General features: G+C 66.2%; 16 protein-coding genes. 7 read left to right on the plus strand and 9 right to left on the minus strand.

Annotated features, from left to right (window positions below):
- The first annotated feature begins 12 nt into the window (after positions 1-12).
- Together AC07O3_RS23110 and ybeY are read left to right on the plus strand one after the other, a co-directional pair.
- Entirely contained in the window at positions 13-969 is a 957-nt protein-coding gene (locus AC07O3_RS23110) for a PhoH family protein (protein ID WP_426390504.1), read from the plus strand.
- Between the two features lies 1 nt (position 970).
- A complete protein-coding gene (gene ybeY / locus AC07O3_RS23115; RefSeq protein ID WP_093056690.1) occupies positions 971-1,438 on the plus strand; it encodes an rRNA maturation RNase YbeY in 468 nt (155 codons plus the stop codon).
- Positions 1,439-1,451: 13 nt separating this feature from the next.
- Here the strand turns inward: ybeY and dtd are convergent, their stop codons facing one another.
- Both dtd and AC07O3_RS23125 read right to left on the minus strand, forming a co-directional pair.
- Entirely contained in the window at positions 1,452-1,895 is a 444-nt protein-coding gene (dtd, locus tag AC07O3_RS23120) for a D-aminoacyl-tRNA deacylase (RefSeq protein ID WP_495340425.1), read from the minus strand.
- A complete protein-coding gene (locus AC07O3_RS23125) occupies positions 1,892-2,809 on the minus strand; it encodes a cation diffusion facilitator family transporter (protein ID WP_093177331.1) in 918 nt (305 codons plus the stop codon). Before AC07O3_RS23125 ends, dtd begins: the two co-directional genes overlap by 4 nt.
- A 150-nt stretch (positions 2,810-2,959) precedes the next feature.
- Between AC07O3_RS23125 and AC07O3_RS23130 the strand changes: the two genes are divergently transcribed.
- Together AC07O3_RS23130 and AC07O3_RS23135 are read left to right on the plus strand one after the other, a co-directional pair.
- Entirely contained in the window at positions 2,960-3,505 is a 546-nt protein-coding gene (locus tag AC07O3_RS23130) for a FecR family protein (protein WP_093078414.1), read from the plus strand.
- Positions 3,505-4,131 (plus strand): OmpA family protein, encoded by a 627-nt coding sequence (locus AC07O3_RS23135; protein ID WP_495340426.1) that lies wholly within the window; start codon positions 3,505-3,507, stop codon positions 4,129-4,131. The genes AC07O3_RS23130 and AC07O3_RS23135 overlap by 1 nt, the downstream gene beginning before the upstream one ends.
- Before the next feature lie 7 nt (positions 4,132-4,138).
- On the opposite strand, the gene tyrS is transcribed toward AC07O3_RS23135, so the two are convergent.
- Positions 4,139-5,347 (minus strand): tyrosine--tRNA ligase, encoded by a 1,209-nt coding sequence (gene tyrS, locus AC07O3_RS23140; RefSeq protein ID WP_093056694.1) that lies wholly within the window; start codon positions 5,345-5,347, stop codon positions 4,139-4,141.
- Positions 5,348-5,531: 184 nt separating this feature from the next.
- On the opposite strand from tyrS, the gene AC07O3_RS23145 reads away from it, so the two are divergent.
- Complete coding sequence (locus AC07O3_RS23145; protein WP_495340427.1) at positions 5,532-6,878, plus strand: peptidoglycan DD-metalloendopeptidase family protein; 1,347 nt, start codon at positions 5,532-5,534, stop codon at positions 6,876-6,878.
- Between the two features lie 39 nt (positions 6,879-6,917).
- Complete coding sequence (locus AC07O3_RS23150) at positions 6,918-8,042, plus strand: anhydro-N-acetylmuramic acid kinase (RefSeq protein ID WP_495340428.1); 1,125 nt, start codon at positions 6,918-6,920, stop codon at positions 8,040-8,042.
- Positions 8,043-8,049: 7 nt separating this feature from the next.
- Here the strand turns inward: AC07O3_RS23150 and mdtD are convergent, their stop codons facing one another.
- The 4 genes from mdtD to rplM form a co-directional block, all read right to left on the minus strand.
- Entirely contained in the window at positions 8,050-9,474 is a 1,425-nt protein-coding gene (gene mdtD, locus AC07O3_RS23155; protein WP_495340429.1) for a multidrug transporter subunit MdtD, read from the minus strand.
- Between the two features lie 81 nt (positions 9,475-9,555).
- Complete coding sequence (gene erpA / locus AC07O3_RS23160; RefSeq protein WP_007827949.1) at positions 9,556-9,921, minus strand: iron-sulfur cluster insertion protein ErpA; 366 nt, start codon at positions 9,919-9,921, stop codon at positions 9,556-9,558.
- Between the two features lie 186 nt (positions 9,922-10,107).
- On the minus strand, positions 10,108-10,500 hold the full coding sequence (rpsI, locus tag AC07O3_RS23165) for a 30S ribosomal protein S9 (protein ID WP_093056698.1): 393 nt from the start codon (positions 10,498-10,500) through the stop codon (positions 10,108-10,110).
- A 12-nt stretch (positions 10,501-10,512) separates the two neighbouring features.
- Positions 10,513-10,944, minus strand: coding sequence for a 50S ribosomal protein L13 (gene rplM, locus AC07O3_RS23170; RefSeq protein ID WP_007827946.1), 432 nt, complete (start codon positions 10,942-10,944; stop codon positions 10,513-10,515).
- Between the two features lie 197 nt (positions 10,945-11,141).
- Between rplM and AC07O3_RS23175 the strand changes: the two genes are divergently transcribed.
- Complete coding sequence (locus tag AC07O3_RS23175) at positions 11,142-12,092, plus strand: 23S rRNA (adenine(2030)-N(6))-methyltransferase RlmJ (RefSeq protein ID WP_093078409.1); 951 nt, start codon at positions 11,142-11,144, stop codon at positions 12,090-12,092.
- Positions 12,093-12,111: 19 nt separating this feature from the next.
- Here AC07O3_RS23175 and AC07O3_RS23180 read toward each other — a convergent pair whose 3' ends face one another.
- Positions 12,112-12,729, minus strand: coding sequence for a septal ring lytic transglycosylase RlpA family protein (locus AC07O3_RS23180; RefSeq protein ID WP_495340430.1), 618 nt, complete (start codon positions 12,727-12,729; stop codon positions 12,112-12,114).
- Between the two features lie 62 nt (positions 12,730-12,791).
- Positions 12,792-13,616 carry a methylenetetrahydrofolate reductase [NAD(P)H] gene (gene metF / locus AC07O3_RS23185; RefSeq protein WP_093056701.1) on the minus strand — a complete coding sequence of 275 codons (825 nt, stop codon included), beginning with the start codon at positions 13,614-13,616 and terminating at the stop codon, positions 12,792-12,794.

Consider the following 13,616-nt stretch of genomic DNA (forward strand, 5'->3'; position numbering starts at 1 on the left):
TTTTTCCTTGAAATGTCCGGCGTGATTCTGCGACACACCTTTACCCCACTGAACAATTCGCGCCTCGGCCACCTGTGCGGACCTCTGGACGCCCACCTGCGCCGCATCGAAGAGGCGTTGGGCGTGAAGATCGCGCACCGTCACGAACAGTTCAAGGTCGACGGCCCCAAGGCCTCCGCGCAGCGCGCAATGGACGTGCTGCAGGCGCTGTACGAAATTGCCCAGCGGCCCATCGACGCGGCGGTGGTGCAGCTCACGCTGGCCGGCGACGGCGGAATGCTCGATGGTGACGACGACATAGCGATGCTCGTCACCCGCCGCACCGACCTGCGCGCGCGCACACCCACGCAGGCGCTGTACCTCGACAACATCGCCAAGCACGACATCACCTTCGGCATCGGGCCGGCCGGCACCGGCAAGACGTATCTCGCAGTGGCCTGCGCGGTCGATGCGCTGGAGCGCGCCGCCGTGCAGCGCATCGTGCTGACGCGGCCCGCGGTGGAAGCAGGCGAGCGGCTGGGCTTTCTGCCGGGCGACCTGACGCAGAAGGTCGACCCGTACCTGCGCCCGCTGTACGACGCGCTCTATGACCTGATGGGCTACGAGAAGGTGCAGAAGGCCTTCGAGCGCAACGCGCTCGAGATCGCGCCGCTGGCCTTCATGCGCGGGCGCACGCTGAACAACGCCTTCGTGATCCTCGACGAGGCACAGAACACCACGCCCGAGCAGATGAAGATGTTTCTCACACGCATCGGCTTCGGCGCGCGCGCGGTGGTGACGGGCGACGTCAGCCAGATCGATCTGCCCAAGCAGCAGTTGAGCGGGCTGATCGACGCCGAACGCGTGCTCAAGCGAGTGAACGGCATCGCCATGACGCACTTCACGAGCGTGGACGTGGTGCGCCACCCGCTTGTGGCGAAGATCGTCGATGCCTACGACGGCCAGCGCAAGCGCGCGGGAGCCCACTGAGATGGCCGCATCCGCACTTCCCGCACTTTCGCTCTCGCTGCAGTTCGGCCGCTTCAAGGGCGTGGAGCGCCATCGCGCCGCGCTGCCGCGCCACAGCGTGACGCGCTGGATCCGCCATGCGCTGGACATCGACGGCGAGATCACAGTGCGCATCGTCGACGCCGACGAGGGCCAGCGCCTGAACCGCGAGTTTCGCGGCAAGGACTACGCAACCAACGTGCTGACCTTCGACTACGCGCAAAGCCCGCTGGTGATGGCCGACCTGGTGCTGTGCGCTCCGGTGGTGGCGCGCGAGGCAAAGGAAAACCGCAAGACGCTGGCCGACCACTACGCGCACCTGCTGGTGCACGGCACGCTGCATGCCCAAGGCTGGGACCACGAGACCAGCGAGGCCGACGCTGACGAGATGGAGGCCTACGAAATCGAGATCCTCGCGGGACTGGGCATTCGCAGCCCGTACGGCAAATAAATAACGGCCGCCGCTACGCCGTCATCTGCAGCGGGATGGTGACGGGCCCGTCGTTCAGCAGGTGCACCTGCATGTCGGCGCCGAACTCGCCGGTGGCCACCACCGGGTGCGCGGCCCGCGCCTGCGCCACGAAGTATTCGTAGAGCCGGCGGCCTTCGTCGGGGGGCGCGGCCTGGGTGAAGCTGGGGCGGTTGCCGCCGCTCGCGTCGGCCGCCAGCGTGAACTGGCTCACCACCAGCAGGCCGCCGCCGATGTCCTGCACGCTGCGGTTCATCTTGCCGGCCTCGTCCGAGAAGATGCGCAGCTTGAGGATCTTGGCGAGCATGCGGTCGGCGAGCGCGTCGACGTCGCCGCGCTCTGCGCACAGCAGCACGAGCAGGCCCGTGTCGATGGCGCCGACGGTGCGGCCGGCAATGTCGACGCGCGCATTTGCCACGCGTTGGAGAACAGCTTTCATAAGGCGTGATGTTCGCCGGCCTGGGTGGCGCGGGCTTCCATGGTCAGGGGCAGGAGCTGGATCGTCACGCGCAGGCCGGGCACGGCGTCCATCAGGGCCTGCTCCAGCTGGTCGCGCATGTTGGCGGCATGCTGCAGGGTCCAGTCGCCGGGCACGTGCATGTGCAGGTCGGCAAAGCGGCGCTGGCCGGCGCTGCGGGTCACCATGTCGTCGAAGCGCAGCCGCGTGCCTTCGGGCATGCGGGCGGCGAAGGCGTCGAGGGTGGCGCGCACGGTGGCGAGGGTTTCGGGGTCGAGGGCTTCGTCCATCAGGCCCTGCGACGAGCGCCACACCAGCTTGACGCCCTCGCGCACGATGTTGAGCGCTACGCCGATGGCCAGCAACGGGTCGAGCCAGAGCCAGCCGCTGAGCTGCACGCCGACGATGCCGACCACCACGGCGGCGGAGGTCCAGACGTCGGTCATCAGGTGGCGGCCGTCGGCCTCCAGCGCGATCGAACGGTGCGTGCGTGCCGCGCGGAAGAGCATGAAAGCCAGCCCTGCGTTGAAGCCCGAGCTGAGCACCGACAGCGCCAGGCCCCAGCCCAGCTGCTCCAGCGGCTGCGGCGACAGCAGGCGCTGGATGGACACCCAGAGGATCGCAATGGCCGCACCAACGATCAGGATGCCTTCGAAGCCCGAGGAAAAGTACTCGGCCTTGTGGTGGCCGTAGGGATGGTCGTCGTCGGCGGGCCGTTCGGCGATGGTCACCATGGCCAGCGCGAACATGGCGCTCGCCAGGTTCACGAAGGACTCCATCGCGTCCGAGATCAGGCCCATCGAATTCGTCATGTAGCCAGCCAGGCCCTTGAGCACAATCGTGATCAAGGCCACGGCAACGGACACACGCAGCAGCGTCTTGGGGGTCAACGTCATGCAAAAACCATGGGAATTGGGCAGAAGGCAACGCAAAAAGCGGTAAAAGGCCGCAAGAACTGCCTGAATTATCGGCTCCGTGTCTACATGTAACGCCTTCGCATTAATAATTTGCGACCAACGCGAAACTGTCCTTCGCAGAGAGCCCAGATGATGAAAAACCTCGTGATCGCCTTGGGCGGCCTCGCCATTGTGGCCTCGGCCGCGCTGGCACAAGCCCAGACGCCGTCGGCCGCTCCCGTGGCGGCGCCACCTGCCGCAGCCGCGTCCGCACCGGCGCCTGCTACAGCCGCCCCCGCCGCCAAGGCGGATCCCCAGGCGGGCTTCGTGAAGTTCGTGCGCGGCAACGTGCAACTGCTCAACGGCGCTGGCGCCACCCGCGCGGCCAGCCCCGGCGACGCGCTGGGCGCCGTGGACCGCATCGTGACCGGCCCCGACTCCTCGGCCTCCGTGGTGCTCCGCGACGACACGACACTGGTGGTCGGCCCCTCGTCGCGGCTCGACCTGAAGGAATTCCACTTCGACGGCACGACGCACGAAGGCGGCATGCTGGTCTCGCTGCTGCGAGGCTCCATGCGCATGATCACCGGCCTGATCGGCAAGACCAATCCCGACGCAGTGCGGGTCGAGACGCAGACGGCCACCATCGGCATTCGCGGCACCGACTTCATCGTGCAAGCCGACGGCCAGCCATGATGAAGAACCCCAACCCCCAACAGTCCCGCCTCGCATTCCTTCTTCCGGCCGCGCTGGCCGCCCTGCTGCTGGCCGCATGCTCGACGCCCGGCACGCGGGTGGTGCTGCTGCCGCAGGCGGACGGCAAGCCATCGGCAGTGGTGGTACGCGCCAAGGACGGAGAAGAAGTGCTTTCCACGCCTTACCAGCGCGCCACTGCCGCAGTGGGCGCAAAGGGCGCTCCGGTGGTCGACCAGGCCGATCCGGCCAAGGTGCAGGCAGAGAACAAGCCGCTGTTCGACATGCGCCCGCCTCCGCCGCAGCGCTATACGGTGTATTTCGAGCTCGGCGGCACCACGTTGACGCCGGCTTCGCAGCAGATCATGACCGAGGCGCTGGCTGCGGCGTTGGCGCGCAGCGGCGGCGACATCGTGGTCACGGGCCACACCGACACCAAGGGCAGCGGCGAGCAGAATGACCAGTTGTCGCGTCGTCGGGCGCAGGAAGTGGTTCAGCTCTTCGTGGAGCGCCAGTTCCCGGCCAACCGCATCGAGGCCGTGGGCCGCGGCGAGCGCGACCTGGCCGTTCCGACCGCCGACGAGGTGGACGAGCCGCGCAACCGGCGCGTCACCATCGAGGTTCGCTGAAAGCCCCTCAGCTCAGGGTCACGCGGGCGAACTTGCGCTTGCCGACCTGCACCACGTAGCTGCCTGCGGGCAGCTTCAGCGCCTTGTCGCTGACCACGGCTGAGTCGATACGCACGCCGCCACCGTCGATCAGGCGATTGCCTTCCGAGGTCGAAGGCGCCAGGTTCGCCTGCTTGAGCAGTTGGGCGATGCCCAGCGGAGCACCCGACAGCGACACCTCCGGAATCTCGTCCGGCACGCCACCCTTGCTGCGGTTGATGAAATCCTGCTCGGCCGCGTCCGCCGCCGCCGCACTGTGGAAGCGCGTGGTGATTTCCTTGGCCAGCGCGACCTTGGCGTCCTTCGGATTGCGGCCGCCCTCGATCTCGGCCTTCAGCGCCGCGATCTGCTCCAGCGACTGGAAACTCAGCAGCGTGTACCAGCGCCACATCAGGTCGTCGGAAATCGACAGCACCTTGGCGAACATGGTGTTGGCGTCTTCGCTGATGCCGATGTAGTTGTTCTTGCTCTTCGACATCTTTTCGACGCCGTCGAGCCCTTCCAGCAATGGCATAGTGAGTATGCACTGCGGTTCTTGACCGTATTCCTGCTGGAGATGGCGACCGACGAGCAGGTTGAATTTCTGATCGGTGCCGCCCAGTTCGAGATCGCTCTTGAGCGCGACCGAGTCGTAGCCCTGCATCAGCGGGTAGAGGAATTCGTGCACCGAGATCGACTGGCCGCCCTTGAAGCGCTTGTTGAAGTCGTCGCGCTCCATCATCCGGGCCACCGTGTACTTGGCGGCGAGCTGGATCATGCCGCGCGCGCCCAGGGGGTCGCTCCACTCGGAGTTGTAGCGGACTTCGGCAATATCGACGTTCAGCACCAGGCGCAGCTGGTCGAAGTAGGTCGCCGCATTGGCCTCGATCTGCTCGCGGGTCAGCGGCGGCCGGGTGCTGTTGCGCCCGGAAGGGTCGCCGATGGTGGTGGTGAAGTCGCCGATAAGCGGGATCACCGTGTGGCCCAGGTCTTGCAACTGGCGCATCTTGTTGAAAACCACCGTGTGACCCAGATGAATATCCGGCGCCGTCGGGTCCAGGCCGAATTTGATGCGCAGGGGGGTCCCGGTGGCTTCGGAGCGCTGGAGCTTGCGCACCCACTCGTCCTGCGGCAGCAGCTCGTCAGCGCCGCGGAGGGATATTTCTAGCGCGCGTCCTACACTATTTGAGAGGCTCATGGATGTAACAGATTCGGCCTTTACGGGCTTTTTTAGCTGACTTTGGGGGTGCCGAAGCTATACTCAGCCCGACTTTTCAAGCGCCGAATTCTAAGCGGCGCTTTTTTCCGCACCGTCTGCTGCCGCCCTGAACGTACTGGGCCTTGCAGCACGGATTTGCAGAACCTGAGCTGGAATTCACAGTTTGATCAACGGCATTCTTGCCGCCGAGGAGCTACTTGCTTCTCGCGTGGCCTATACATTCCGGACGTACCCCAAGCAGATCACCGCGGTCATTGCTGCCGCGCTGCTGAGCGCCGGCACCCTCGCGGTGGCATCGCTCGGTCCTGACGCATCCGACCTCCCGGTCCACCAGATTCTCGAAGCGACGGCGCCAATCTCGTTCGCCGACCAGAGCGAATCGCTCGAAAACTTCAGCTTCACCCTGTTCCGCACCGACGTCACCCGTTCGAGCGACACGGCCGAGGCACTGATGAAGCGCCTGGGCATTTCCGACCCGGCCGCCACCGCCTTCGTGCGCGGCAGCGTGGAAGCCCGCAACGCGCTGTTCTCGCGCGCCGGCCGCACCGTGACGGCCGAGGCCACGCAGGAAAACCAGCTCAAGAAGCTCAGCGCCCGCTGGATTCCCGACGGCGACGGCGGCTTCAAGCGCTTCGTCATCGAACGCACGCCCACCGGCTTTGCCGGCGTGACCGAGCGCGACATGCTCACGCCGGGCACGCGCCTGGCGAGCGGCACCATCCGCACCTCGCTGTTCGCCGCCACCGACGATTCGCGCATTCCCGACGCGGTGGCGAGCCAGCTGGCCGACATCTTCGCGGGCGACGTCGACGTGCGCGCCCTGCGCAAGGGCGACCGCTTCGCCGTGGTGTACGAAACCTTCGAAGCCGACGGGCAGGCGCTGCGCAGCGGCCGAGTACTGTCGGCCGAGTTCGAGAACAACGGAAAGATCCACCAGGCCGTCTGGTTCCAGCCTCCCGGCGCGGGCCAGAAGGGCAGCTACTACCGCCCGAACGGCGACAGCCTGCGCAAGGCCTACCTGGCGACGCCGGTCGAGTTCTCGCGCGTGTCCAGCGGCTTCGCGATGCGCATGCACCCGATCCTGAACAGCTGGCGCCAGCACAACGGCATCGACTACGCAGCACCCACCGGCACCTCGGTGCGTTCGGTCGGCGACGGCACGGTCGATTTCGCGGGCACGCAGAACGGCTACGGCAACATCGTCATCATCAATCACCGCAACAACCAGCAGACGGCGTACGCGCATTTGAGCCGCATCGACGTCAAGGCCGGCCAGGCAGTGAGCCAGGGCCAGACGGTCGGCGCGGTGGGCTCCACCGGCTGGGCCACCGGCCCGCACCTGCACTTCGAATTCCGCGTGGGCGGCGTCTATCAAGACCCGGCTTCCATCGCACAGGAAGGCGGCGCGCCGATCACCGCCGCCATGCGTCCGGCCTTCGAACGCGTCGCCGTGGGTGCGCGCACCGAGCTGGCGGCTGCTTTCTCGGTCATCCAGGCCAGCGCCGACTGATTCCGTCGCGCGGCCGGCCTCTCCAGCCCTGATCCAAAGATGGCCGCCGAACTTTTCATCGGCCTGATGTCGGGCACCTCGCTCGATGGCGTCGATGGCGTGCTCGCCGACTTTTCCGGTGGCCGCATCGCGGTGCAGGCCTACGCCACGGCGCAGTTCCCTGTGACCTTGCGCGCCGAACTGCTCGCGCTCAACACTCCCGGCGACAACGAACTGCATCGCGCGGCACTTGCCGGCAACGGGCTGGCACGTGCGTATGCCGGTGTCGTCGCCCAGTTGCTGGCGGACAGCGGCACCGACGCCAAGGCCGTCACCGCCGTCGGCGCTCACGGCCAGACGGTGCGCCACCGGCCGCTCGAGTTCGACGATGTCGGCTACACCCTGCAAGTCAACAACCCCTCGCTGCTGGCCGAGCTGACCGGCATCGACGTGGTCGGCGACTTCCGCAGCCGCGACCTCGCGGCCGGCGGCCAGGGTGCGCCGCTGGTACCAGCCTTTCACCGCGCGCTGTTCGCTCGGGCCGACGAGACGGTCGCCGTGCTGAACATCGGCGGCATTTCCAACCTGAGCCTGCTGCCAGCGACGAATACGGTGGGCGGCGCCACCGTGCTCGGCTTCGACTGTGGCCCAGGCAACGCGCTGATGGACCACTGGTGCCAGACCAACCAGGGCCAGCCCTTCGACCGTGGCGGCCAATGGGCGGCCAGCGGGCAGGTGCTGCCCGCCCTGCTCTCGCAGTTGTTGGTCGACCCGTATTTCGCCAAGACGCCACCGAAAAGCACCGGACGCGACCTGTTCAACCCGACCTGGCTCGCCGCGCAACTCGGCACCACGACGATGGCGCCTGCCGATGTGCAGGCGACGCTGGCCGAATTGACCGCACAGGTCTGTGCGGTAGACGTGAAGAGCTATGGAAAAGATAGCAAGCTGCTGATCGTCTGCGGCGGTGGCGCGCTGAACGACCATCTGCTAGACCGCCTGCGCGCCCTGCTGCCTGGCATCCATGTGGCGGCTTCGACCGATCACGGCCTGCCGCCCCAACAAGTCGAGGCGGCGGCGTTTGCATGGCTTGCCCGCGCGACCGTCCGGCGCGAGGCAGGCAATCTGGCCAGCGTGACTGGCGCGCGCGGGGCACGGGTGCTCGGCGCGATCTACCCCGCCTGATTCGCCCTCAGCCCTGGCCGGAAACCTCCGGCTGGGCGGGGTGCGGCGCTCGCACTTCCGAGGGAAGATGCCAGAAGATCATCGCTGAAGCCACCGTGATCAGCCCCATACTTGCAAAGGTGGCCTGAAAGGCATCCAGCGTGTGCGCGGGCGTTTCGGTGCCGAAGATGCCGTTGTAACCCGCCAGCACGGCGCCCGCGGCGGCCACGCCCAGGCTCATAGCCAGCATCTGCACCATCGACAGCAGGCTGTTGCCACTGCTCGCCATGCTGCCGTCCAGGTCCTTCAGCGTGATGGTGTTCATCGCGGTGAACTGCAGCGAGTTGACCGCGCCGAAAGCCAGCAGCTGCAGCACATGCAGCACCATCGGCTGGCCCGGTGCCGTCAGCCCGAAGCTGGCCATCGTGCAGCCCACGAGGATGGTGTTGATCACCAGCACCTTGCGGTAGCCGTGGCGCGTGATCAGCGGCGTGGCGAAGCGCTTCATGGCCATGCCGGCCAACGCGATCGGCAGCATCATCAGCCCGGCGCGCACCGGTGAATAGCCCATCGACACCTGAAGCAGCAGCGGCACCAGGAAAGGCATGCAGCTGCTGCCCAGCCGCGAGAACAGGTTGCCGATCAGGCCGATGCTGAGCGTCGGCACATGAAACAGCGAAGGCGCAAACAGAGGCTCGGGCGTACGCGAAGCGCGCAGCCAGTAGGCGACGATGCTCGCAAAGCCGAAGATCAGCACGACCATCACGCCGCCCTGGCGCAGGCCCACGCCGTCGAGCGAGAGCGAAATCGCCACCATGCCGAAGGCCAGCATCGCGTAGCCCACGCTGTCGAAACGCTTCTGCACCACGCCGCGCAGGTCGGGCATGTACTTGAGCGTGGCGATGCAGCCCAGCAGCCCCACGGGCACGTTGATCAGGAAGATCCAGTGCCACGAGGCGTACTGCACCAGCCAGCCGCCCAACGTAGGGCCCAGCAAGGGCCCTATGAGGCCCGGAATGGCGACAAAGCTCATCGCCTGCAGGAATTCCCCACGCGGCACCGTGCGCAGCAGCGCCAGGCGCCCCACGGGCAGCAGCAACGCGCCGCCCAGGCCCTGGACCACCCGGGCGGCCACCAACTGGCCCAGTCCGTGCGAGAGCGCGCACAGCACCGATCCGGCGGCGAACAGCACGATGGCCGAGAAAAAGATGCGCCGCGTGCCGAAGCGGTCGGCAATCCAGCCCGAAGCGGGGATCAGCATCGCCATGGTGAGCGCATATGCCACCACCACCGACTGCATGCGCAGCGGGCTCTCGCCGAGGCTCGCGGCCATCGCCGGCAGTGCGGTGTTGATGATGGTGGCGTCGAGCGTCTGCATAAAGAAGCCGACGGCGACGAGCCACAGCAGGCTCTTGCGAACGGGATTGACGGCAGCGTCAGCCTCGGAGTTCATAGGCAGGGAAAAGAGAAGCAGGAACGAAAAAGCCGCCCGGAGGCGGCTTATTGGGGAAGCTGGGTCAGCAGCATTCAGGCATCAGGCCGAGAAGCTCGATCCGCAGCCGCAGGTGCTGGTGGCATTCGGGTTCTTGATCACGAACTGGGCGCCTTGCAGGTCTTCCTTGTAGTCGATCTCGGCGCCGACCAGGTACTGGTAGCTCATGGCATCGATCAGCAGCGACACGCCGTTCTTGGTCATGGTGGTGTCGTCTTCGTTGGTGATTTCATCGAAGGTGAAACCGTACTGGAAGCCGGAGCAGCCGCCACCCTGCACGAACACGCGCAGCTTCAGGTCGGGATTGCCTTCCTCGGCGATCAGGTCGGCCACCTTGGCAGCCGCGCTGTCTGTGAAGACGATCGGCTCGGGCATCTGGGTCTGGATGTTTTCGGCAACGGCGCTCATGGGGTGATAACTCCTAGGGGGCCGGACATGCGGCCAATGGAACGAATGCTACTGCAATGCCGCATTCTCGGCAGGCTGGGTGTGGCGTGCACCCCAATGCAAGTGGGGTTGGAGGCCCTGGCGCCAAGAGGGCTTCCAATGAAAAAGCCGCCCGAAGGCGGCTTTTTGTTCGCAGCGAACAGTGGATCAGCGCTTGCTGAACTGCTTGCGACGACGGGCGGAGTGCAGACCGACCTTCTTACGTTCGACTTCACGTGCATCGCGCGTCACGAAGCCGGCTTGGCTCAGGACGGGCTTGAGCGACGCGTCGTAGTCGATCAGCGCACGGGTGATGCCGTGGCGCGTGGCGCCGGCTTGACCCGATTCGCCGCCGCCGTTCACGTTCACCATCACGTCGAAAGCTTCGAGGTTGTTGGTCAGCGCGAGGGGCTGCTTGGCAATCATGATCGAGGTTTCGCGGCCGAAGAACTCTTGGATGTCCTTGCCGTTGACCGTGATCTTGCCGGTGCCTTTTTTCAGAAACACGCGGGCGACGCTCGATTTGCGACGGCCGGTGCCATTGTTCCATTCACCAATCATTCTCAAGGCTCCTTACAGTTCCAGCACTTTGGGCTGTTGGGCGGTATGCGGGTGCTCAGCACCACCGTACACCTTGAGTTTCTTGATCATCGCGTAACCGAGCGGGCCCTTGGGCAGCATGCCCTTGACAGCCTTTTCCAGGGCGCGGCCCGGGTGCTTGTTCTGCATGTCGCGGAAGTTCGTCGCCGTGATACCGCCCGGGTAGCCCGAGTGACGGTAGTACACCTTGTCGATCGACTTGGCGCCGGTGACGCGCAGTTGCGCGGCGTTGATGATGACGATGAAGTCACCGGTATCGACGTGAGGCGTGTAAATGGCCTTGTGTTTGCCGCGCAAACGGAGAGCAACTTCGCTGGCTACTCGTCCGAGGACCTTGTCGGTCGCGTCAATCACAAACCACTCGTGCGTCACGTCAGCGGGCTTGGCGCTGAACGTTTTGGTCATGAGTTTTTCTCTTGAAAAGAGGGTTTGTCGGGCCCTTTTCCACGGTCGGCGTTCCTCTGACGGGAATCTCTTAGGTGGGAAGGTAGTCTTCGCCGCGGGGCCACAAAAACGCTGCGAAGCCCGCGATTATATAAAGAATGGCCCTGTGCTGGCAAATTCGCATATGTGCGGCCCAACACCGTTACCATCCTCCCCCTATGTTCAGTTACCGCCACGCCTTCCATGCCGGCAACCACGCCGACGTGCTCAAGCACACGGTGCTGATTGCCACGCTCGACCATCTGCTTGAAAAAGAGGCAGCCCTGACGGTCGTCGACACTCACGCCGGCGCCGGTCTGTACCGGCTCGACGGCGACTATGCCGGCACCAGCGGCGAAGCGGCTGACGGCATCCTGCGCCTTCTTTCGGACAAAAAAGAGCCCACCACGCCCGCCCCCGCGGCGAAGTCCGCTACCAAAAAGGTAGCACCCGAAGCCGAAGCCCCCTTGGCCGACGCGATCGCGCGCTACCTCAGCGTGATCCACGACTTCAACCCCAAGGGCGGCGCGCGCGTCTACCCTGGCTCGCCATTCATCGTGCAGCACCTGCTACGCGACCACGACAAGCTCAAGCTGTTCGAGCTGCACCCGACCGACGCCCGCACGCTGGACGCCAACATCGCCCAGCTCGAGGCCGGCCGCCAGATCGCGGTGCTGCGCGAAGACGGCTTCGGCAGCGCCACCAAGTTCCTGCCGCCGCCGTCGCGCCGCGCGCTGGTGCTTATGGACCCCAGCTACGAGATGAAGACCGACTACGGCCGGGTGCTCGATTTCGCGGCCGAGGCGCTCAAGCGCTTTGCCACCGGCACCTACGCGATCTGGTATCCGATCATTCCGCGCCCCGAGGCGCACGACCTGCCGCGCCGGCTCAAGACGATGGCGACCAAGGCCGGCAAGTCGTGGCTGCACGCCACGCTGACGGTCAAGTCCAGCAAGATCACGACGGATGCGTCGGGCGAAACGCACCGGCCGGGGCTGCCGGCCAGCGGCATGTTCCTGATCAATCCGCCGTACACGCTGAAGCCGCTGCTGGCGGCTGCGCTGCCGCAGCTGGTGGAGCGCCTGGCGCAAGACCGGCACGCCGCCTTCTCGCTCGATTCGGGCGGCTGAGCCTCCGCCTTTTCGTTTCTTATTTACGGCGACGAGGCGGCACGATCACCTTGCGCCGCGCGGGCACCGGCGACTTGGCTCGCTGCTGCACGGCCGCAGCCGCCACTGGCGCCGACGCATCGCCTGCCTCCACCGGCAAACCACCGCAGCGCATCCCTTCACGGTCGACGATCGACAGCGCCACCTGCTTGATGCCCAGGCCCGTCAGGCCGATGCGGTCGGCCGCCGCGCGGCTCAGGTCGATCACGCGGCCCGCTGCATAGGGCCCGCGGTCGTTGATGCGCACCAGCACCTCGCTGCCGTTGACGAGGCTGCGCACGCACACGCGCGTGTTGAAAGGCAGGGTCTTGTGGGCCGCCGTCAGGGCGGTCATGTCGAAGCGCTCGCCGCTGGCGGTCTTGCGCTGGTGAAACTGGATGCCGTACCAGGAGGCGCCGCCGCGCTCGAAGATTTCGCGCGGCCCGTCGTCGCCGGGCACGCCGTCGTCCGGCGTCTGTTCGCCCATTCCAGACACCGCCAGGTCATAGCGCACCGACGGCACGCTCGAACGCGGCGCCGCGCCCGGCGGCACCGCGATGGCGCGGGGCAAGGGCAGCAGCTTCCCCGTTCCGCCTTCGGCGTCCGTGGCCGTCGGCATGGCGCAACCGGCGAGAACGCAGGTCGCAGCTACCAGGACTGCACGAAGCCCCGCGCGCCCTCTCAATCGAGGCGCTCCAGTACAGCCAGCGTGGCCGCCGACTGGTTCATTGTGTAGAAGTGCAGCGCCGGGGCGCCACCGTCGCGCAGGCGCGCGCACAGGTCGGTCACCACGTCGAGGCCGAAGGCCTTGATCGATGCCGTGTCGTCGCCGAAGCTTTGCAGACGCAGGCGGATCCAGCGCGGAATCTCGGCGCCGCAGGCGTCCGAGAAGCGCATGAGCTGCGTCGAACTCGTGATCGGCATGATGCCCGGCACGATCGGCGTGTCGAGCCCCAGCTTGCGCGCGTCGTCGACGAAGCGGAAGTAGGCCTCGGGGCTGAAGAAGTATTGCGTGATCGCCGAATCGGCGCCCGCCTTCACCTTGGCGGCAAAGGCCTGCAGATCAGCCTCGGGCGAACGGGCCTGCGGATGGATCTCGGGGTAGCAGGCCACCTCGATGTGAAAGTCGCGGCCGGTCTCTTCGCGGATGAAGGCGACGAGGTCGCTCGCATACAGGAATTCGCCGCCGATGCCGTAGCCGCTCGGCAGGTCGCCGCGAAGTGCCACGAGGCGCTTGACGCCCATGGCCTTCAGCTCGGCGAGCTGCTCGCGCACCGTGGCGCGCGTGGCGCCAATGCACGAGAAGTGGCTCGCGGCGTCCACGCCTTCGGACAGGATCTCCTGCACCGCACCGAAAGTGCCCTGGTGCGTGGAGCCGCCCGCGCCGTACGTGACCGAGCAGAACTGCGGCTTGCGCACATACAGCTGCTGGCGCACGGCGCGCAGCTTGACCGCGCCTTCGGGCGTCTTGGTCGGGAAGAATTCGAAACTCAGCGGAAGGCGCAC

It is taken from the genome of Variovorax sp. GW821-FHT09D05 (assembly GCF_059416325.1).

Excerpts from the sequence above, each read along its gene's own strand:
- AC07O3_RS23125 (WP_093177331.1), bottom strand. The coding sequence starts at position 2,809 with ATGACGTTGACCCCCAAGACGCTGCTGCGTGTGTCCGTTGCCGTGGCC.
- AC07O3_RS23175 (WP_093078409.1), top strand. The coding sequence starts at position 11,142 with ATGTTCAGTTACCGCCACGCCTTCCATGCCGGCAACCACGCCGACGTG.
- tyrS (WP_093056694.1), bottom strand. The coding sequence starts at position 5,347 with ATGAGCCTCTCAAATAGTGTAGGACGCGCGCTAGAAATATCCCTCCGC.
- mdtD (WP_495340429.1), bottom strand. The coding sequence starts at position 9,474 with ATGAACTCCGAGGCTGACGCTGCCGTCAATCCCGTTCGCAAGAGCCTG.
- dtd (WP_495340425.1), bottom strand. The coding sequence starts at position 1,895 with ATGAAAGCTGTTCTCCAACGCGTGGCAAATGCGCGCGTCGACATTGCC.
- AC07O3_RS23110 (WP_426390504.1), top strand. The coding sequence starts at position 13 with ATGTCCGGCGTGATTCTGCGACACACCTTTACCCCACTGAACAATTCG.
- ybeY (WP_093056690.1), top strand. The coding sequence starts at position 971 with ATGGCCGCATCCGCACTTCCCGCACTTTCGCTCTCGCTGCAGTTCGGC.
- rpsI (WP_093056698.1), bottom strand. The coding sequence starts at position 10,500 with ATGATTGGTGAATGGAACAATGGCACCGGCCGTCGCAAATCGAGCGTC.
- erpA (WP_007827949.1), bottom strand. The coding sequence starts at position 9,921 with ATGAGCGCCGTTGCCGAAAACATCCAGACCCAGATGCCCGAGCCGATC.
- rplM (WP_007827946.1), bottom strand. The coding sequence starts at position 10,944 with ATGACCAAAACGTTCAGCGCCAAGCCCGCTGACGTGACGCACGAGTGG.
- AC07O3_RS23150 (WP_495340428.1), top strand. The coding sequence starts at position 6,918 with ATGGCCGCCGAACTTTTCATCGGCCTGATGTCGGGCACCTCGCTCGAT.
- AC07O3_RS23130 (WP_093078414.1), top strand. The coding sequence starts at position 2,960 with ATGATGAAAAACCTCGTGATCGCCTTGGGCGGCCTCGCCATTGTGGCC.
- AC07O3_RS23135 (WP_495340426.1), top strand. The coding sequence starts at position 3,505 with ATGAAGAACCCCAACCCCCAACAGTCCCGCCTCGCATTCCTTCTTCCG.
- AC07O3_RS23180 (WP_495340430.1), bottom strand. The coding sequence starts at position 12,729 with ATGCCGACGGCCACGGACGCCGAAGGCGGAACGGGGAAGCTGCTGCCC.